We start from the raw sequence: 18,939 nt of genomic DNA, 5'->3' as shown, positions 1-18,939 counted from the left end.
GCCTACGCGAAAGGCCCGGCTCCCCACGGGGAGCCGGGCCTTTCGCGTGTCCGCGTCAGCCGCGGTCGGCCTTGCGCATCTGGTGCTCCAGCACCTTGGTCTGGACGGCGCCCTTGACCTTGTTCTTGAAGTCGGTCGGCACCCGGATCATGCCTTCCTGGGCCACCGTCGCGACGTGCCGGCCGTCGCGGCTGAAGATCTTGCCGGTAGCCAGGCCGCGGGCACCCTGGGCGCTGGGGGATTCCTGGACGTAGAGCAACCACTCGTCCACGCGGACGGGCCGGTGCCACCACATGGCGTGGTCGAGGCTGGCGACGGACATTCCCGGGGTAATCCAGCTCATGCCGTGCTTGCGCAGGACGGATTCCAGCAGCGTGTAGTCGCTGGCATAGGCCAGTGCGGCGCGGTGCATCTCCGGGTCATCGGGCATCGGGCCGAAGGTACGCATCCAGACCGCGTTCCGGGCTTCCTTCGGGCCTTTCGCGGAGACGTACAGGGCCGGATCCACATGGCGGATGTCGAAGGGGCGCTCGTAGGCCCAGTGGCGGGCCACCGGGTGGTCGTACTTGCCCAGCAGGTCAGCCGTGCTCGGCAGCGACTCCGGGTCCGGAATCCCGGCGGGCATCTGGGTCTGGTGCTCGATTCCTTCATCCTCGTCCTGGAAGGACGCGATCATCGACAGGATGGGCATGCCCTCCTGGTACGCGTGGACCCGGCGCGCGGAAAAGGAACGGCCGTCGCGCAACCTCTGGACGCCGAAGGTGATGGGCTTGTTGGCGTCGCCCGGCCGGAGGAAATAGCCATGCATGGAGTGGACCCCGCGGCCGTCCGGAACAGTGCGGCTGCCCGCCACGAGGGACTGGGCCAGCACCTGGCCGCCGAAGACGCGCTGCCGGGGCTGCTTCTGTGAGGGGCCCATGAAGATGTCCTCGTCGGTCCGCGCGCCCTCCAGCTCGCCGAGGTTCAGGAGTTGGATGAGCGAGGAGGTGGGGTCCTCGGTGGGCATCGCCTGTAATCCGGCTTCGGCTTCAGTCATGGTTTGACTCTAGACGGCACCCCGGCACGGCTCAAAAGAGGCACAGCCGGTAGAGTCAAGATTGTGTCTGACGTCCTAACCCAGCCCCTGCAGTTCACCGATCCCCGCGACCTCGCCGACCTGCGCACCTTCGCCACCCGCGCCCGGGCCATCGACGACGGCGCCATCCGGTTGAACGCTGCCGGGCCGGTCCTGGCCGCGTACGTCTGCGTGCTCCGGCCGCGGCTGCTGGGGGAGGCAACCCCCACCATCCTGGGGCTCCGGACCGTGGCGCTGGCAGCGCCGGCCGAGCTCGATGTGACCGTCCCGCTCTCTGCCGTGCTGGACCGTCTGGCCCGCGCGGGCGCCGACGACGTCGAACTCCCGGTGCCGCCGATGGCCGTCACCGAATCGTGGGCCGGCGTCGGCGCACCCCGCACCGGCTGGGAGCCGCTCGGCGCGCTGCCGGACACTGTCCTGCGGCAGGCCGCGGAGGCAGGCATCACCGAGATCGCAGCCATCATCCCGGACAAGCCCGGCGCCCTGATCGTGAACAACGCCCGGGCGACCGTCTGGGGCCGGGAGTTGCCCGACGCCGGCGGACTGCCCGCCGGGGCCGCGTTCGCCGCGCTGACCCTGGGCTTCCTGGCCGACGGCGAACAAAGCCTCTTCCGTTCGGGCCGCTGGTTCCGGCTCAGCAGCCCCCGCGGCCACGTCCTGGTCCGCGCCGGCTCGGGACTTTAGAGCCGCCAGGTCCAGAGGGGCGGCCGGCTGGCGGACTACCTGCTCAGTCCGCCGTGACGGACGCGAGTTTGACCGGGATCCGCTGTCCGGCCCAGGTAGCGGTGAGGGACTCAGGGCCAGCGGTCTGTTCCGCCAGTTGAAGCCGGCGGATGACCAGCAGCTCCAGCGCTCCGGTCCGGACCACTGTTTCCGCGTCCGTGCTGGAGGCTGTGCCGGGGCCGAGGGCCGGCGCCGCGGAACGTAGCGGCCCGGTGCTGCCAACGAGAACGGACTCCGGCATCGCCTCGAGCCTGCCATCGACGTCCAAAAAGTGCTGCGCCTGGGGCTCGCCCGTCAAAATGGCGGCAGCCAAGGCGTCCAGGTAGCAGGGATCGCCGACGGCGTCGTAAACCCACCGTTCGCCGAGGACCGAGTGCTGCATGGTGCCGATCAAGGACGCTTCGGCGCCGTGCAGGGGCGATCCCCGGTAGCTCAGCGGCACCTGGAACACGCTACCGTCAGCGGCGACGAGGATCGTCTCGATGCCAACTTCGCCTTCCGGGTCGTCGAACCGGAAGGCGCCCACCTTCCCCAGCGCCGCGGCGGTTGCCGTGAACCAGGGTTGGCGCGGCAGCCAGCCTTGGAGGAGTTCAAGTTTTGTGGGCTGCAGCTCAGCCTGATGAATGATCGCCATGATCGTCAGCCTAGCCGGACCGGGGTGCCGTCCCGGTCAGAACCGGAGGACGCTGAGTTCTTCGGCAGGCTGGAACCCCAGCCGGGCGTAGAAGTTCCGGGACGCAGGCGATGGCGAAAGCACCATCCGGCCCGCGTTGAGGCCCCGCGAGAACTCAACCGCCGCCTGGACCAACTGTGCTCCGATGCCGGCGTTCCGGAAATCCGGCAGCACATAGACGTTGCCGAGGTAGACCCAGCAGGAGGGCGGTTTCCCCGGTTTGGGCATCCGCTCGAAGACCAGGAGGTTGAGCATCCCGACCAGTCGGCCGTCCACCTCGGCGACAAAGAACTTCCGCGGGTTGGCGTCCATCCAGTAGCCGTAGATCTCTCCGAAGCCGTGACCGTCCTGCGGTTCCGGCTCTGTTCCGCGGCCCATGTGGCCCTGAGCGCTGCAAGGGCGGGGCGGTCCCCGGGCCATTCGTCGCGGATTATTGGCATGGGAAGTACCTTACTAATCCCCGCGACGGTCCTGGGACGGAATACTTGCCGCCCCATACCCGGCAGGGTATTCTGGACGCAGAAAGACCCCGGAGGCATTCCCCCAAGTGCCTCCGGGGTCTTTCCACGTCCGGTCCTAGGCCCCGGAAGGGCTGTTGACCATCGAGAGCGCGGCCCGCTCCATGTAGTCCCAGAGGGTCCCCTCGTAGAGCGGCGGCAGGTCCAGCGCATCGACGGCGGTGCGCATGTGGTGCAGCCAGGCATCCTTCGCCTCGGGCGTGACGCGGAACGGCTGGTGCCGCATCCGCAGCCGCGGGTGGCCGCGCTCCTCGCCGTACGTGGTGGGGCCGCCCCAGTACTGTTCCAGGAACATCAGGAACCGCCGCTTGGCCGGCCCGAGGTCCTCTTCCGGATACATCGGGCGCAGCAGCGGGTCGGTCGCGACGCCGTCGTAAAACACATCGATCAGCTTCACGAACGTGTCGTGGCCGCCCACGGCGTCATAGAAGTTGTCGGTGTAACCGGGCTGGCTGAACGGATCGTTCTGCATCAGCATCTTGGGCTGGCGGGGTTCGCCGGAAATGGGGATCGACATTCTATTCTCCGGCCTGTTGCTGGGTTGAGGAGCCTGCGTCGTCCGCCAGCCCGCTGTCGGGCGCCACGTAGCTGCCCTGCGAACGGTTGCCCACCCGCAGGATTTCGCCGTTGCGCAGGTACCAGACGGTGCCGTCCTCGGCCCTGACTCGGGTGATGCGCAGGCCCATGGACTCGACCGTTCCCACCACTTCGGACGTTTCGATGATGTCGCCGATGCCGTACTGGTCCTCGATGGTGATGAAGATGCCGGCCAGGAAATCGCGGATCAGCTGCTGGGCGCCGAAACCGATCGCGACGCCGAGGATGCCGACGCTGGTCAGCAATGGGGCGATGTTCACATTGAGGTTCTGCAGGACGTACATCACCGTGATGACGACGACGAGCACGCTGACCACGCTGTTGAGCAGCGAACCGATTGTGTTGGCGCGCTGCTCGCGCCGCTGATGGTCCAGGGCACGAAGCGCGGGTGCCACCCAGCGGAAATGCGGTTTCTTGAAGAACGTGGTTCCGGCGGCAACCCGCTTCGTGATGCCCGCGATCACGAAGGACGCCACCAGCCAGGTGGCGACGCCAACGCCGATGCTGATCAGGACGCCCGGCAGGTTGACTGCCGAGATGTCCSGCGGCGTGAGGGGCTCGGCGGTGGTCAGGCTGTACATCAGCAGGGTTTACTCCTTAGGGGCGCCCGCGTTCGCCGGGCGCATAACATTCTGTTCAGCTTCCACATTAGCGCCGTAGCGTGGCCCCATGCGCATCCTGGTCCTCGGCGGCACCGCCTTCCTGTCAGCAGAAATTGCCCGGCAGGCCGTCGCCGCCGGGCACGACGTCATGTGCCTGGCCCGCGGGAGTCGGTCGGCCCCGCCGGAGGGCGCCAGCTGGCTGAAAGCGGACCGCTCGCTGGGCCCTGCCGCCTACGCCGGCGCCGCCGGCGCTGGGGACTGGGACGCCGTCATCGACGTCGCCCGGGACCCCCGCCAGGCGCGGGAGGCACTCGAAACCTTGGCCGGAACGGCCCGCCACTGGACCTTCGTTTCGAGCTGTTCGGTCTACGCGGACCCTTCCGTCCCGGGCACGGCCGAGGACGCCGCCGTGCTCGCCCCGCTGGCGGCGGGAATCGAGGCGACCATGGAGAACTACGGCGAGGCAAAGTCGGCCATCGAACAACTGACAACGGAACTAGCCGGGGACCGGGCGCACCTTTGCCGGGCCGGGCTGATCGGAGGGCCGGGGGATGGCTCGGACCGCTACGGCTACTGGCCCGCCCGTTTCGCCCGGGACCCGGGGCCGGTGCTGGTTCCGGACATTCCGGCGGATCCCACCCAGATCATCGATGTCCGGGACCTCGCCGCCTGGCTGCTGCTGGCGGCGGAGGCCGGCGTCACCGGGGCGCTGAACGCGGTCGGCGAACCGGTGCCGTTCGCCGAGTACCTCGAAGAGTCACGGCAACTGTCGGGGGGAGCTGCGGAGGTGGTGGCCGCCCCGGCCGACTGGCTCGCCGAACGCGGGGTGAACTACTGGGCCGGTCCGGACTCGCTTCCGTTGTGGCTCCCGCCCGGCCACGAGGGCTTTGCAGCCCGCAGCAACGCGGCGGCCCGCGCCGCGGGACTGCAGTTGCGGCCGTGGACCCGGACGCTGCGGGACACGCTGGCGGACGAGCGCCGCCGCGGACTCCACCGGGAGCGCCAGGCGGGGCTCACCCCGGACGTCGAGCGCCGGCTGCTACTCGAGTTCCAGACCGAGTTTCAGTCCGCCTGAGCATCTGCTGCCGGATCCGCCGGATCCGGTGCACCGGGAACCGGTTCCACGGCGGCTGAGGCCTCGTGCCGGACCGGGAAGTTGACGCTCCGGGCGATGAAGCACACCGCGTTCGCTCCGCGGTGCAGTTCCTCGAAAAGTTCCCCGGCCACCGGGGCCGCCGTCGTGACCCGGGGTTTGAGCGTGACCGATTCGAACTGGCCGCTGCCGTCGCGGTTGGTCCGCATCACGCCCTCGGCACGGTCCTCATAGCCGGTCACCACCACGCCGTGCTTCACGGCGACGTGCAAAAAGGACAGCATGTGGCACTGCGAGAGCGCCGCCAGCAGCAGCTGCTCCGGGTTGTACCGCTCCCGGTCGCCGTGGAACGTGGGGTCCGCAGAGCCCTTCAAGACCGGCAGCCCGGGGATCTCGACGTCGTGGTCGCGCGAGTAGCCCCGGTAGGAGGACGTCCCGCTGCCCAGGTTCCCGGTCCAGCGAACCGTCAGGGCGTAGTGGTGCTCGTCGAGGTTCATGCGGCCAGTCTAACGGCGCAGGAACGGCAGGACCCCGGCGCCGCCGAGAGCGGTGCCGGGGTCCTGAACTGCTGGTCCTGAAGTGCGGGCTAGTTTCCGCCGGGCCTAGACGTCAGCCGCACGTGCGCGCAGGGCGCGGGCGACGCCGTCGCGGTTTTCCAACATCATCCGGCGCAGCGCCGCGCTGTCTTCCGGCAACGAGGCGAGGAACGCGTCGGTGCGGTCCACCGTGGCCTGCGTGGTCAGCTGCGCCGGGTAGAGCCCGACGACGATCTGCTGGGCCAGGGCGTGGGTGCGGTCCCTGACGATGCCCGGCACGGCCTCGAAGTACTTTTCGGCGTACGGCTCCAGCAGCGCGGTGTCCAGCACGCGGGTGAAGCCGGCCACCGCCGAACCCTGCAGGGCGTTGGACAGCTCGCCCTTGACCACAATCGATTCCCAGGCCGCGGCCTTGGCCTCGGCGGTGGGGATGGCCGCCTTGGCAAGGGCCGCGGCGTTCTGTCCGGTGGCGGTGTTGTCGTGCTCCAGTTCGGCGTCAATCTGCTCCTGCCCGGCGCGACCGCCCACCACGAGGGACGCGATCAGCTCCCAGCGCAGGTCCTGGTCGACGGCGAGGCCGGGCAGCTCGCGCGAGCCGTCCAGCAGGCCGGCGACGGTGTCCAGCTGGGTCGCGCTGCGTGCCAGCAGGGCGTAGGACTTCACAAACTGCAGTTGCGCGTCCGACCCGGCCGGGACGCGGGAGGCAAGCTCCCAGAGCCGGTCCGCGGCGGCGGTGGCGGTGGCGTCCTTGTGCTCGGCGGCCACGTAGAAGTTCAGCGTGGTGGCGAGCTGGCGGAGCTGGACCAGGATCACGGAAGAATCGGATTCCTCGGCGATGTTGGCCAGAATCAGTTCCACGTAGCCGCGGGCCGGGGTTTCGCCGTCGCGCGCCGCGTCCCAGGCCGAACCCCAGACCAGCGTGCGGGGGAGGCTCTGGCCGAAGTCCTTCAGGTGCGCCGTTGCGGTGGCGAGGGACTTTGGATCCAGCCGGACCTTGGCGTAGGCGAGGTCGTCGTCGTTGAGCAGGATGAGGTCCGGCTGCGCCAGGCCCGCCAGGGCGGGAACCTCGGTGCGCTCGCCGTCGACGTCGAGCTCCTCGCGGTGGACGCGCTCCAGCTTCCCGGCGCCGTCCAGGTTGTAGAAGCCGACGGCGAGCCGGTGCGGGCGGATGGTCGGCTGCGCCTCGGTGGCGGACTGCAGGATGGCGAACGAGGAAATGCTCCCGTCCTCGCCGACGGACAGCTCCGGCTTGAGCGTGTTGACGCCGGCGGTCTCCAGCCAGAGCCGTCCCCAGTGGTCCAGGTCGCGGCCGCTGGCCTTTTCCAGCTCGACCATCAGGTCACTGAGCTCGGTGTTCTGCCAGGAGTGCTTGCGGAAGTACTCGCGGACGCCGGCCATGAACTCTTCCGGGCCCACCCAGGCCACCAGCTGCCGCAGCACCGAGGCACCCTTGGCGTAGGTGATGCCGTCGAAGTTCACCTCGACGTCCTGCAGGTCGTTGATCTCGGCGAAGATCGGGTGCGTGGTGGGGAGCTGGTCCTGGCGGTAGGCCCAGGACTTTTCCACCGAAGCGAAGGTGGTCCAGGCGTGGTCGAATTTTGTGTTCTCGACGGCGGCGAGGTGGGACATGTACTCGGCGAAGGACTCGTTGAGCCAGAGGTCGTTCCACCAGCGCATGGTCACGAGGTCGCCGAACCACATGTGGGCCAGCTCGTGCAGCACGGTGATGGCGCGGCGTTCCACCTGTGCGTCGGTGACCTTGCTGCGGAAGACATAGCCCTCCAGGATGGTCACGGCCCCGGCGTTCTCCATGGCCCCGGCGTTGAACTCCGGGACGAAGAGCTGGTCGTACTTCTCGAACGGATAGGGGCAGCCGAACTGGGCCTCGAAGAACTCGAAGCCCTGGCGGGTCAGGTCGAAGATGTTGTCCGCGTCGAGGTACTGCATGAGGGACTTGCGGGCGAAAACGCCCAGCGGGGTGACTATTCCGTCCGCGGACTTCACTTCGCTGCGGACCGACTGGTACGGACCGGCGATCAGGGCGGTGACGTAGGAGGAGAGCCGCGGGGTGGGGGCGAACTCCCAGACCGAGCGCGCACCGCCGTCCTCGCCGGGGATGGTTTCCACCGGCACCGGGGTAGGGGAGTTGGAGACGACGTCCCAGTGGGAGGGCGCGGTGACCGTGAAGCTGAAGCTGGCCTTGAGGTCTGGCTGCTCGAAGACGGCGAACATGCGCCGGGAATCCGGAACCTCGAACTGGGTGTACAGGTAGACCTCGTTGTCCACCGGGTCCACGAAGCGGTGCAGTCCCTCGCCCGTGTTCATGTAGGGCGCGTCCGCGACCACCAGGAGCTCGTTCTCGGCGGCCAGGTCCGTCAGCTGGATCCGGATGCCGTCGGAGACCTCCGCGGAATCCAGCTCGCGGCCGTTGAGCGTGACGCTGTGCACCGTGTGGGTCACGGCGTCGATGAAAGTCGAGGACCCCGGCTTGGCCGTGAACTTCACGGCGGTGGTGGAGCCAAAGACCTTTTCGCCACGGGTCAGGTCGAGGCTGACCTCGTAGGAGTCGACGGCGATCAGTTCGGCGCGCTCGCGGGCTTCGGCGCGTGTGAGGTTCATACCGGGCAAGAGGTGCCTCCAGAAATGGTGGGAACGGTGGAAACGATACTGTGAAATTATTCTTTCACGTTGTGGTGCGTTGGCAAGTTGTCCACCTCACAGCGCGTCCCCTCCGGCGGGCCCGGCAGGGGTAGCGTTGGGTTCATGGGAAAGATCCGGGATTCCGTTGACGCCAGGGCCCTGCGTTTCGCCGTGGGTTTCCCGCTCATGCTGGCCGTCGCCTTCGTGGTGTGCGCGCTGCTGATCCGTGTGGACCTGCCCGAGCCGCTGGCCGTCCGCTGGACCGGCGCCGGCGCCGCCGATTTTGCGCCCTTTGGAGCAGTGGTGGGGGTTGGTGCGGCAATGATCGTCCTGGTCGGCTGGGCCGTCCTGCTGCAGGCGGCGCCGCTGTCCCGGCCGGCCCTGATGCGCCGGTTCATGATGGGCGCCGGGCTGGCGGTAAGCCTTTTCGTCACCACCGTCCTTGCCGCCGTACTGGTGGGCCAGCTGGGGCTGGCCGATGCGCGGGAGTCCCGCGTGGACGTGGCCGTCCTGGCCATGGGCAGCGGCGCGGCCCTGGGCCTCGGGGTGGTGATGGGCTTCGTCTTCAAGGCGGACGAGCGGTGGTCCACCGAGGACGAAAGAGCCGCGCAGGCCGCGCTGGAACGGGAGCTGGACCCCGAACTGGCCGGCGATTCCGTGAGCCTCTGGGTCCACGCCCGCAGCTCGGTGTTTGTGATGCTCGGGATTGCCACGCTGTTCCCCGCTGCCCTGCTCACCGTTGCCGTGCCGTGGCTGGCCGCGTTGCTCGTGGCGGTCGCTCTGCTGGCCGCCGTGTTCCTCTTCGCCCGCATCCGGGTGGACCGGAGCGGCCTGCGGGTGTTCGCGGCCGGGTTCGTCCGGGTCATGGATGTTCCAGCGGCGGCCATCGATTCGGCGACGCCGAAAGAGGTCAAGGCCGCCGACTACGGCGGCTGGGGCTACCGGAGCCACGGCGCCACGACGGCGATGCTGGTCAGCAGCGGCCCCGCCGTCGTCGTCGACCGCTCCGACGGCCGACGGCTGGCGGTGAGCGGGGGCAGCGCGACGACGGCGGACAACGTCGCGCAGGTGCTCTCCCGCGTGGCGGCGCGGGCTCGCCGCAACGGCGGGGCGCCCGCGGCGTAGCCCTAGTAGGCTGGGACGAGCCCTGATCAGCCGCGCCGAGAGTCCACCGGCGCCCCACAGAACGGATACGCCGTGACCACTGCCCCGGATTTCCCGCGCGTCCACATCGCCACCGACCACGCCGGCATGGAGCTCAGTGCCCATCTGGTGGCCCACCTCCGAGCGAAGGGCTACGACGTGGTGGACCATGGGCCGAAGGTATACGACGCCCTGGACGACTACCCCTCGTTCTGCATCAACGCCGCCCGCGCCGTTGTGGCCGACCAGGAAGCCGGCACCCCCGCGCTGGGAATCGTCCTGGGCGGTTCCGGCAACGGCGAGCAGATCGCCGCCAACAAGGTCAAAGGCGTCCGGGCCGCCCTGGCCTGGAACCTCTCCACGGCAAAGCTGGCCCGTGAGCACAACGACGCCAACGTCGTGGCCGTGGGCGGCCGCCAGCACAGCGTCGACGAGGCCACCGCCATCATCGAGGCCTTCCTGACCGAGCCCTTCAGCAACGATGAGCGCCACGTCCGCCGGATCGGCAAGATCGCCAGCTACGAAACCACCGGCGAGATCGTCGAGTAGTGCCGGAAGGGCATTCGGTCCATCGGCTGGCGCGCCAGTTCGCGGACGTCTTCGCGGGGGAGCGGCTCGCCGTGTCCAGCCCGCAGGGACGTTTTGTGCACGGTGCCGCCCTGCTGGACGGCCACGTCCTCACCGGGTCCGTGGCGCATGGGAAGCACCTGTTCCTCGGCTTCGACCACGGGCTGGTCCTGCATGTCCACCTTGGGCTGTACGGCGCCTGGGACTTCGGCGGCGATGCGGACTTCCGCGGGGCCTCCAGCATTGGCGCGCCCCGGAAAGTAGGGGAGCGGGAGGTCTACAGTGACGGCGGCGCGGATCCCGTGTACGCGGGCCCACCGGCTCCGGTGGGCGCGGTCCGGGTCCGGCTGGCCGGCGCGCACGGGTGGGCGGACCTGCGCGGGGCGACCACCTGCGAGACGCTGACCGAAACCGAGGCGGAAGCCGTCACGGCACGGCTGGGCCCGGATCCGCTGCGGAACCTCCCGGGGGACCGGGAGGACTTCATCGCCGCCCTGGCGAAAAAGCGCACGCCGCTGGCCACCCTGCTGATGGACCAAAAGGTGATTGCCGGCGTCGGCAACGTCTACCGCGCCGAGCTGCTGTTCCGGCAGCGGCTGGACCCCTGGCTGCCCGGGAGCGCCCTGCCGGCAGGATCCGCCGGGCTGCTCTGGGATGACACCGTGGCGATGATGTCCGACGGCGTCCGCGACGGCCGGATCATCACCACCCCGGCAAGCTACTGGACAGGGCAGGGCGACGGGACAGGGCAGGGCGACGGAACAGGGCAGGGCGACAGGCTGCCGGAGCCTGAGGAAGCGCACTTCGTCTACCGCCGGCAGGGCCTGGACTGCCGGGACTGCGGCACAGCCGTGGCACTGACCGAGCACGCCGCCCGGAAGCTCTACTGGTGCCCGGCCTGCCAGCGGGCCTGAACCGGCCGGTGCACCGCGTCCCCGTGTCGGATCATGGCGGGGTGGACACGAAAAAAGCCCCTCCGGGGAGGGGCCCAAGCTTCGTCATATTCGGAGGGGACGACGGGAATCGAACCCGCGTAATCAGTTTGGAAGACTGAGGCTTTACCATTAAGCTACGTCCCCGGGAATTTGCTGGAACTTCAGCAAAACTTCCGGGCGGCTGTTGAAGCCGGATACAACTAAACCCAATTCAGGCCCCCAGTGTCAAATGTGCAAATCAGCACAGTATGACCGTAGACTGTTCTGTGCACTTACGGGGTGTAGCTCAGCTTGGCTAGAGCGCCTGCTTTGGGAGCAGGAAGTCGCAGGTTCAAATCCTGTCACCCCGACTCTGCAGCAACTGCCAGATATGTGGCGTTGCAGAACCCCATCCCCCAAAACCAGGAGTACTTAGACTGTGAAGAGCGCTGTCGAGAACCTCACCCCTACGCGGGTCAAGCTCAATGTTGAGGTCCCCTTTGAGGAATTGAAGCCCAGCATCGCAGAGGCATACAAGACTGTTGCTTCGCAGATCCAGGTTCCCGGGTTCCGCAAGGGCAAAGTCCCCTCCAAGCTCATTGACCAGCGCGTTGGCCGCGGCTACGTCCTGGAAACGGCCATCAACGAAGGCCTCAACGGCTGGTACCAGGCTGCCGTGCAGGAAACCGGCATCCGCCCGCTGAGCCGTCCCGAGGTCGAAATCACCGAGGTGCCGGATCCGTCCGCCACCGACGGCGAACTGAAGTTCCACGCCGAGGTCGACGTGCGCCCCGAAATCGAACTCCCGGACTACTCCGGCATCAAGGTCGAGGTCGCGGCTGCCGAGTCGTCCGACGCCGACGTAGACAAGGCCCTCGACGAGCTGCGCGGCCGCTTCGGCACGCTCAAGTCCGTTGACCGCCCCGCAACCGACGGTGACTTCCTCACGATCGACATCACCGCCTCGATCGACGGCGCCGAGGTCGACTCTGCGTCAGGCCTGTCCTACCAGGTCGGCGCCGGTACCATGCTCGAAGGCCTCGACGAAGCCGTCACCGGCCTGAGCGCCGACGAAGACGCCATCTTCGACACCACCCTCGTGGGCGGCGACCACGCCGGCGAGGCCGCGCAGGTCAAGGTTGTCGTCAAGGCCGTCAAGGAGCGCGAGCTTCCCGAGGCCAACGACGACTTCGCCCAGCTGGCGTCCGAGTTCGACACTCTGGCGGAGCTCCGCGAGGACCTCGCCAAGCAGGCCGCCGACTCCAAGACGGTCGAGCAGGGCGTAGAGGCCCGCGACAAGGTCCTGGACAAGCTCGTCGAGCTCGTAGAGGTGCCGGTTCCGGAATCCGTCGTCGAAGAGCAGCTTGAGCAGCACTTCAGCGCCGAGAACTCCCACGGCGAAGGCGAGCACGACACCGAGGAACACCGCGCCGAGGTCAAGGCCAACACGGAGCGTGCCTTCCAGAACGAGATCATCCTTGACGCAATCGCCGAAAAGGAAGAAGTCAACGTCACTCAGAACGAGCTGATCGACTACATCGTCACCACCGCCGGCCAGTACGGCATGGATCCGAACCAGTTCGCGCAGATCATCGATCAGAGCGGCCAGGTTCCCATGATGGTTTCCGAGGTGCGCCGCCGCAAGGCACTCGCCGTGGTCCTGGGCCAGGCCGAGGTCACCGACTCCGAGGGCAACAAGGTAGACCTGAGCGACTTCGTCCGCCCCGGCGGCGAAGAGGCCTCCTTCGAAGCCGACGCCACCGACGAGGCAGCCGCAGCCGAAGCACCCGCCGAGTCCACCGAGGACGCGGCAGCTGCCGAAGCGCCCAAGAACGACGACCCCGCGGCCGTGAAGTTCTAGCACCCACGGTTCCCGCAGTTCCTGCCCGCACCCCCGGATCACTGATCCGGGGGTGCGGCTTTTTAAGCCTGCAATGAACCCTTCCGGGCAATCGTGCGCCGTCAGCGAACAGCCCTGCGCCTGAGCACAAAGCAGCCGCGAAAACCGTTAGTGTCCATGTAGGAAAGTTCAGTGATGCCGTCCAGTGGCGTCACCGTCGCCAGCGAGAGGTAAGTACACATGTCACAGCAAGCAGGGGCACCCCGGATGGCTACCGTCGATCCGGCAGCCCAGGATAACTACATTTACAACCGCCTGCTGAAAGAGCGCATTATCTGGCTCGGCTCCGAGGTCCGCGACGAGAACGCCAACGCGATCTGCTCGCAGCTGCTGCTGCTCTCGGCCGAAAACCCCGAGAAGGACATCTACCTGTACATCAACTCGCCCGGCGGCTCCGTCACCGCCGGAATGGCCATCTACGACACGATGCAGTTCATCCCGAACGACGTCGTCACCGTCGCCACCGGCCTGGCCGCCTCGATGGGCCAGTTCCTGCTCTCCTCCGGCACCAAGGGCAAGCGCTACGCCACTCCGAACGCCCGCATCCTGATGCACCAGCCCTCCGGCGGCATCGGCGGCACCGCCTCGGACATCAAGATCCAGGCCGAGCTGATCCTGCACATGAAGAAGGTCATGGCCGAACTGACCGCCGAGCAGACCGGACAGACCGTGGAGACCATCCTCAAGGACAACGACCGCGACAAGTGGTTCACGGCGCCCGAAGCCCTCGAATACGGCTTCTTCGACAAGATCGCGGCGCACGCCGGGTCCGTGGCAGGCGGCGGCGGAACCAACGCCGACGCCGGCACCGAAAACTAACCGGCACGCAGACAGAACCGACTTCAGGAGCAATGAACATGGACTACAACTTCGGATCGACTGCCGGTAACCTGCCGACCAGCCGCTACGTGCTGCCGCAGTTTGAAGAGCGGACCCCCTACGGCTTCAAGCGCCAGGACCCCTACACCAAGCTGTTCGAGGACCGCATCATCTTCCTGGGCGTCCAGGTCGACGACGCCTCCGCCGACGACGTGATGGCGCAGCTGCTGGTGCTCGAGTCCACCGACCCGGACCGCGACATCACGCTTTACATCAACTCCCCGGGCGGCTCCTTCACCGCCATGACGGCGATCTACGACACGATGCAGTACATCCGCCCGGAGATCCAGACGGTCTGCCTGGGCCAGGCCGCGAGTGCGGCCGCCGTGCTGCTCGCCGCGGGCACCCCGGGCAAGCGCCTGGCCCTGCCGAACGCACGCGTCCTGATCCACCAGCCGGCCCTCTCCGGCGGCCAGGGCGGACAGGCCTCCGACCTGGAGATCCAGGCCGCCGAGGTCATGCGGATGCGCTCCTGGCTGGAGGACACCCTGGCCAAGCACTCCGGCCGCACCTCGGAGCAGGTCAACAACGACATCGAACGCGACAAGATCCTCACGGCCGCCGAGGCCATGAGCTACGGCCTGATCGACCAGGTGCTTGACTCCCGCAAGATCAAGCCGCAGGCGATCACCAAGTAGCAACACGGCAGTTCAACCACGACGCCGGTGCAGCTCAAGCAGAAATGGGCCGCACCGGCGTCTCCTTTCCACCCATCAGGCCGAAAGTGACCTAGAGTGGAAGTTGTCACGGCCTCACGTCCCGCGAGGAACGTCCGTGATTCCAGTAACGGGTGCAGCGCTGCACAGGAGCACGACCCAGCCGGCAGCAAGATACTAAGGGGTTCACATATGGCTCGGATTGGCGAGAGCACCGATCTGCTGAAGTGTTCTTTCTGCGGAAAGAGCCAGAAGCAGGTCCGCAAGCTCATTGCCGGGCCCGGCGTCTACATCTGCGACGAGTGCATTGAACTCTGCAACGAGATCATTGAAGAAGAACTCGCCGAAGTAGCTGACCTGGGGAGCTTCGAGCTGCCCAAGCCCCGCGAGATCTTCGACTTCCTGCAGGAATACGTCATCGGCCAGGAGCCCGCCAAGCGGTCCCTCGCCGTCGCCGTGTACAACCACTACAAGCGGATCCAGGCCGGCCACGCACCCAAGAGCGGCACCCTTGCCGAGGGCGGCCACCACGACGACGTCGAGATCGCCAAGTCCAACATCCTGCTGATCGGACCTACCGGCTGCGGCAAGACCTACCTCGCACAGACCCTCGCCCGGCGCCTCAACGTCCCCTTCGCCGTGGCTGACGCCACCGCCCTGACCGAGGCCGGCTACGTCGGCGAGGACGTCGAGAACATCCTGCTCAAGCTGATCCAGGCCGCGGACTACGACGTCAAGAAGGCCGAACAGGGCATCATCTACATCGATGAGATCGACAAGATCTCGCGCAAGAGCGAGAACCCCTCCATCACCCGGGACGTCTCGGGCGAGGGGGTGCAGCAGGCGCTGCTGAAAATCCTCGAAGGCACGGTCGCCTCCGTCCCGCCGCAGGGCGGACGCAAGCACCCGCACCAGGAATTCATCCAGATCGACACCACCAACGTGCTCTTTATCGTGGCCGGCGCCTTCGCCGGCCTGGAGGAGATCATCGGGTCGCGCTCGGGCCGCAAGGGCATCGGCTTCGGCGCCCCGCTGAACGAGGTCAAGAACAACGCGGACTCCTACGGCGAAGTCATGCCCGAGGACCTGCTGAAGTTCGGCCTTATCCCCGAATTCATCGGCCGGCTCCCGGTCATCACCACGGTCTCGAACCTGGACCGGCCGGCGCTGATCCAGATCCTCTCCACGCCCAAGAACGCGCTGGTCAAGCAGTACCAGAAAATGTTCCAGCTCGACGGAGTCGAGCTGGTGTTCGAGGACGAGGCCCTGGACCTGATCGCTGACCAGGCCCTGGAACGCGGCACCGGTGCCCGCGGCCTCCGGGCCATCATGGAGGAAGTCCTGCTCCCGGTGATGTTCGACCTGCCGAGTCGCGACGACGTCGCCAGCGTGGTCATCACCGAGGACGTTGTGGCCAAGAAGGCCCCGCCCACCTTGATCGCCCACGACGTCAAACGCCGTAAGTCCGCCTGATCCGAACCGCGCAGCGCGCCGGGGAAGTTCCGGAATAAATCCGCCGGCAGCTTCGCTATGACTAGCTGATGCTCCGTGCCGTCCGCGGCCATTTCCGCCGGCCCGCCGCGGTTCCGCGTCCCCGTTGACTTCCAAAGGAGAACTCCTGTGCCTGAGACCATGACGAATAAAGCTGACTTCTGGTTTGACCCCATGTGCCCCTTCGCCTGGGTGACGTCGCGCTGGATCAGCGAAGTGGAAGATGTCCGCGACATCAAGACCGAATGGCACGTGATGAGCCTGGCCGTCCTGAACGAAGGCCGGGACGAGCTGCCGGCCGAGTACAAGGAATTCCTGGTCAAGGCCTGGGCCCCGGTGCGGGTGATCGTGGCCGCCGCCGAGAAGCATGGCGCCGAGTACATCAAGCCGCTTTATGACGCCATGGGCACCAAGATCCACAACGAGGGCAACAAGGACATCGCCGAGGTCATCGCCAAGTCGTTGGCCGAGGCAGGACTGCCGGCCGAGCTCGCGGCCGCCGGCCAGAGCGACGAGTTCGACGCCCAGCTGCGCGCCAGCCACGAAGGCGGCATCTCCCTGGTCGGCCAGGACGTCGGCACCCCGGTGGTGGCGTTCAACGGCACGGCGTTCTTCGGGCCCGTGCTCACCCGCATCCCGCGCGGCGAGGACGCCGGCAAGTTGTGGGACGCCACCGTCGCTCTCGCCTCCTTCCCGTACTTCTTCGAACTCAAGCGCAGCCGCACCGAGAGCCCCGTTTTCAGCTAGGCAGCCCCCGGCAGCGATCGCGAGGGCCCCGGAAGAACTACTCCCATGTAGTTCCGCCGGGGCCCTTGTGCATCCACAACCTCGGGAGAACAATAGAACTTACCCACTTCGAAAGAAGCGGGACGCAGGAACCAAAGATTCAGTGACACTCATCCGACGCAGCCTTCGGCAAAGTCAGATGATGGCTACCAGTGACGAGGTAGGAAGACCTGAAATTCCAAGGATCCCGCCAGATTACCTAAGACGTCACGTGGTGATCGAAAAGTCGAAGCCCCACCAACCGCAAAAAGCTGATGGGGCTTCCCCTTTGCCCAAAAATGGCCTCAGATTGGTGCCATGAGCACCGAGCCCATCGCGGACTACGCCCTGCTGTCCGACTGCTGGTCCGCCGCGCTGGTCAGCGCCGCAGGCTCCGTGGACTGGCTTTGTTTCCCCCGCTTCGACAGCCCCTCGGTCTTCGGCCGGCTGCTGGGCGAGGAGGCCGGCTTTTGGTCCATCCGGCCTGCCGGCGAGTACACAACCACCCGGCGGTACGTGGGCCCGTCCATGGTGCTGGAGTCGCTCCACACCACCGCCCGCGGGCGACTGACGGTGAGCGACGCCCTGGTCCTCGGCTCCGGCCGGCGCGGCCACGACCTCGGCCAGGCGTCCCCCGGAACGTTGCTGCGCCGGCTGGCCTGCACCGCGGGGACCGTGGAGGTTGAGGTCAGTTTCGCGCCGCGGCCCGGCTACGGCCTCATCCTTCCAATGCTTCACAACGTCGACGGCGGCGTCCTGGCCCGCGCCGACGCCGAGGAACTCGCCCTTTCCTCCCCGGTGCCGTTCGAGCTCGACGGCGGCACGGCGCGCGCCGTCCTGCGCCTCCGCGCCGGTGACGCTGTTGGCTTCGCCCTGCACCGCCAGCGCGGCCAGGACGAAGCGCCGTCGTTCTGGAGCCAGCAGGAGATGGCCGGCCGGCTTACGGACACCGTCGAGGGCTGGACAAGCTGGTCCGGAATCCACCAGAGCTACAGCGGTCCGTGGCAGGAGCTGGTGGCAGGCAGCGGCCGGGTCCTGCAGGCCCTGAGCTACTACCCGAGCGGTGCGATCGTGGCCGCACCGACCACCTCGCTGCCCGAGGTTGCCGGCGGCACGCGCAACTGGGACTACCGCTACACCTGGGTCCGGGACGCCAGCATGACGCTGCAGGCCCTGTGGGTGGCGGCCTGTCCGGACGAGGCGGGCAAGTTCTTCCAGTTCCTCGCCACGGCCGCCGCCCGCCAGCTCGCCGGCGGCGAAGAGCTGCAAATCATGTACGGGATCGGGGGAGAACGGGACCTGCCCGAACGGGTGCTGCACCACCTCCCCGGCTGGCGGTCCAGTGCACCGGTGCGCGTCGGCAACGGCGCCTGGAACCAGCGGCAGCTCGATGTCTATGGCGAACTGCTGGACGCCGCAGCCACCATGCCGGAATTCCTGGCGGAGCTGGCACCGGAAACCCTGCGCTTCCTCGCCGACGCGGCCGACGCCGCCATGGCCCGCTGGCAGAATCAGGACCAGGGGATCTGGGAGGTCCGCGGCGACCCCCGGCACTACCTGTATTCCAAGCTGATGTGCTGGGTGGCGGTGGACCGTGCGATTACCCTCGCCGGGATGCTGCAGGCGAGCGACCGGGTGCCCCGCTGGACGGACGCCCGGGAACAGATCGCCGCCTCCATCCGCGACAACGGCTGGAGCGAGGCCGCGGGCGCGTACACCCAGGCGTACGGGAGCGAGCAACTCGACGCCTCTGCCCTCATGCTGGCGATCGTCGGATTCCTGCCGGCCGGCGATCCCCGGTTCCTGGCCACCATCGAGGCCATCGAGCACCGGCTCACCGACACCCGCGGGCTGGTCTACCGGTACCACGGCGACGACGGGCTCCCGGGCGAGGAGGGAGCGTTTTTGCTGTGCACGTTTTGGCTCGCACACGCCCTTGCCCTGGCCGGGCTGACGGAACGGGCCAGGGCGGTCTTCGCGCGGGCCGCCGGATTCGCCACCGGCCTCGGACTGATGGCCGAGGAGGTGGCCCCGGACAGCAGTGAGCTGCTGGGCAACTTCCCGCAGGCGTTCAGCCACATCGGACTGGTCAACGCGGCCTGGGCCATCAGCGAGGCGGAACGGCGAGGCCGGGGTTCTGCCACCTAAGGGCGGCAGAGGACCGGCA

The 18,939-nt window shown here is 67.6% G+C and carries 18 protein-coding genes and 2 tRNA genes; 12 read left to right on the top strand and 8 right to left on the bottom strand.

Features of this window, described 5'->3' with window-relative positions:
- Positions 1–55: 55 nt before the first annotated feature.
- A complete protein-coding gene (gene tesB, locus AC1DGE_RS02700) occupies positions 56–1,036 on the bottom strand; it encodes an acyl-CoA thioesterase II (protein WP_476892370.1) in 981 nt (326 codons plus the stop codon).
- Positions 1,037–1,099: 63 nt separating this feature from the next.
- Here tesB and AC1DGE_RS02695 point away from each other — a divergent pair, with 63 nt between their 5' ends.
- Positions 1,100–1,759 carry a DUF8185 domain-containing protein gene (locus AC1DGE_RS02695; protein ID WP_476916835.1) on the top strand — a complete coding sequence of 220 codons (660 nt, stop codon included), beginning with the start codon at positions 1,100–1,102 and terminating at the stop codon, positions 1,757–1,759.
- A gap of 43 nt (positions 1,760–1,802) precedes the next feature.
- Here the strand turns inward: AC1DGE_RS02695 and AC1DGE_RS02690 are convergent, their stop codons facing one another.
- The 4 genes from AC1DGE_RS02690 to AC1DGE_RS02675 form a co-directional block, all read right to left on the bottom strand.
- Complete coding sequence (locus tag AC1DGE_RS02690) at positions 1,803–2,432, bottom strand: CG0192-related protein (RefSeq protein WP_476916834.1); 630 nt, start codon at positions 2,430–2,432, stop codon at positions 1,803–1,805.
- A 36-nt stretch (positions 2,433–2,468) separates the two neighbouring features.
- Positions 2,469–2,849 (bottom strand): GNAT family N-acetyltransferase, encoded by a 381-nt coding sequence (locus tag AC1DGE_RS02685; RefSeq protein ID WP_476916833.1) that lies wholly within the window; start codon positions 2,847–2,849, stop codon positions 2,469–2,471.
- Between the two features lie 198 nt (positions 2,850–3,047).
- Positions 3,048–3,506 (bottom strand): globin, encoded by a 459-nt coding sequence (locus AC1DGE_RS02680; protein WP_441417552.1) that lies wholly within the window; start codon positions 3,504–3,506, stop codon positions 3,048–3,050.
- A gap of 1 nt (position 3,507) precedes the next feature.
- A complete protein-coding gene (locus AC1DGE_RS02675; protein ID WP_476916832.1) occupies positions 3,508–4,167 on the bottom strand; it encodes a mechanosensitive ion channel family protein in 660 nt (219 codons plus the stop codon).
- Positions 4,168–4,255: 88 nt separating this feature from the next.
- Between AC1DGE_RS02675 and AC1DGE_RS02670 the strand changes: the two genes are divergently transcribed.
- Positions 4,256–5,263 carry an NAD-dependent epimerase/dehydratase family protein gene (locus AC1DGE_RS02670; RefSeq protein WP_441417554.1) on the top strand — a complete coding sequence of 336 codons (1,008 nt, stop codon included), beginning with the start codon at positions 4,256–4,258 and terminating at the stop codon, positions 5,261–5,263.
- Here AC1DGE_RS02670 and AC1DGE_RS02665 read toward each other — a convergent pair.
- The gene (locus tag AC1DGE_RS02665; protein WP_441417555.1) at positions 5,251–5,778 is read right to left on the bottom strand and encodes an OsmC family protein; all 528 of its coding nucleotides are present in this window, start codon (positions 5,776–5,778) and stop codon (positions 5,251–5,253) included. The genes AC1DGE_RS02670 and AC1DGE_RS02665 overlap by 13 nt on opposite strands.
- 105 nt (positions 5,779–5,883) lie before the next feature.
- Positions 5,884–8,436: an aminopeptidase N gene (gene pepN, locus AC1DGE_RS02660; RefSeq protein ID WP_476916831.1), complete on the bottom strand. Its 2,553-nt coding sequence runs from the start codon at positions 8,434–8,436 to the stop codon at positions 5,884–5,886.
- A 144-nt stretch (positions 8,437–8,580) separates the two neighbouring features.
- Here pepN and AC1DGE_RS02655 point away from each other — a divergent pair, with 144 nt between their 5' ends.
- The 3 genes from AC1DGE_RS02655 to AC1DGE_RS02645 all read left to right on the top strand — a co-directional run bounded on the left by AC1DGE_RS02655 (position 8,581) and on the right by AC1DGE_RS02645 (position 11,081).
- Positions 8,581–9,582, top strand: coding sequence for a hypothetical protein (locus AC1DGE_RS02655; RefSeq protein ID WP_441417557.1), 1,002 nt, complete (start codon positions 8,581–8,583; stop codon positions 9,580–9,582).
- Positions 9,583–9,654: 72 nt separating this feature from the next.
- Positions 9,655–10,149 (top strand): ribose-5-phosphate isomerase, encoded by a 495-nt coding sequence (locus AC1DGE_RS02650; RefSeq protein ID WP_476916830.1) that lies wholly within the window; start codon positions 9,655–9,657, stop codon positions 10,147–10,149.
- Positions 10,149–11,081, top strand: a complete 933-nt coding sequence (locus tag AC1DGE_RS02645; protein ID WP_476916829.1) for an Fpg/Nei family DNA glycosylase — start codon at positions 10,149–10,151, stop codon at positions 11,079–11,081. The genes AC1DGE_RS02650 and AC1DGE_RS02645 overlap by 1 nt, the downstream gene beginning before the upstream one ends.
- A gap of 94 nt (positions 11,082–11,175) precedes the next feature.
- Here the strand turns inward: AC1DGE_RS02645 and AC1DGE_RS02640 are convergent.
- Positions 11,176–11,246 (bottom strand) — tRNA-Gly (locus AC1DGE_RS02640).
- Positions 11,247–11,377: 131 nt separating this feature from the next.
- On the opposite strand from AC1DGE_RS02640, the gene AC1DGE_RS02635 reads away from it, so the two are divergent.
- The 7 genes from AC1DGE_RS02635 (at position 11,378) to AC1DGE_RS02605 (ending at position 18,920) form a co-directional block, all read left to right on the top strand.
- Positions 11,378–11,452, top strand: a tRNA-Pro gene (locus tag AC1DGE_RS02635).
- Positions 11,453–11,520: 68 nt separating this feature from the next.
- Entirely contained in the window at positions 11,521–12,942 is a 1,422-nt protein-coding gene (gene tig / locus AC1DGE_RS02630; RefSeq protein WP_476916828.1) for a trigger factor, read from the top strand.
- 246 nt (positions 12,943–13,188) lie between these two features.
- Positions 13,189–13,800, top strand: coding sequence for an ATP-dependent Clp protease proteolytic subunit (locus AC1DGE_RS02625; protein ID WP_175321079.1), 612 nt, complete (start codon positions 13,189–13,191; stop codon positions 13,798–13,800).
- Positions 13,801–13,838: 38 nt separating this feature from the next.
- Positions 13,839–14,498, top strand: a complete 660-nt coding sequence (locus AC1DGE_RS02620; protein ID WP_441417867.1) for an ATP-dependent Clp protease proteolytic subunit — start codon at positions 13,839–13,841, stop codon at positions 14,496–14,498.
- A gap of 210 nt (positions 14,499–14,708) precedes the next feature.
- Positions 14,709–15,989 (top strand): ATP-dependent Clp protease ATP-binding subunit ClpX, encoded by a 1,281-nt coding sequence (gene clpX / locus AC1DGE_RS02615; protein ID WP_441417561.1) that lies wholly within the window; start codon positions 14,709–14,711, stop codon positions 15,987–15,989.
- 159 nt (positions 15,990–16,148) lie between these two features.
- Positions 16,149–16,754 carry a mycothiol-dependent nitroreductase Rv2466c family protein gene (locus AC1DGE_RS02610; RefSeq protein ID WP_441417562.1) on the top strand — a complete coding sequence of 202 codons (606 nt, stop codon included), beginning with the start codon at positions 16,149–16,151 and terminating at the stop codon, positions 16,752–16,754.
- A gap of 336 nt (positions 16,755–17,090) precedes the next feature.
- Complete coding sequence (locus AC1DGE_RS02605; RefSeq protein WP_476916827.1) at positions 17,091–18,920, top strand: glycoside hydrolase family 15 protein; 1,830 nt, start codon at positions 17,091–17,093, stop codon at positions 18,918–18,920.
- Positions 18,921–18,939: the final 19 nt, after the last annotated feature.

Source organism: Arthrobacter sp. 05N425, from assembly GCF_056397125.1.
This window is presented reverse-complemented; position numbering and strand designations above follow the sequence as displayed.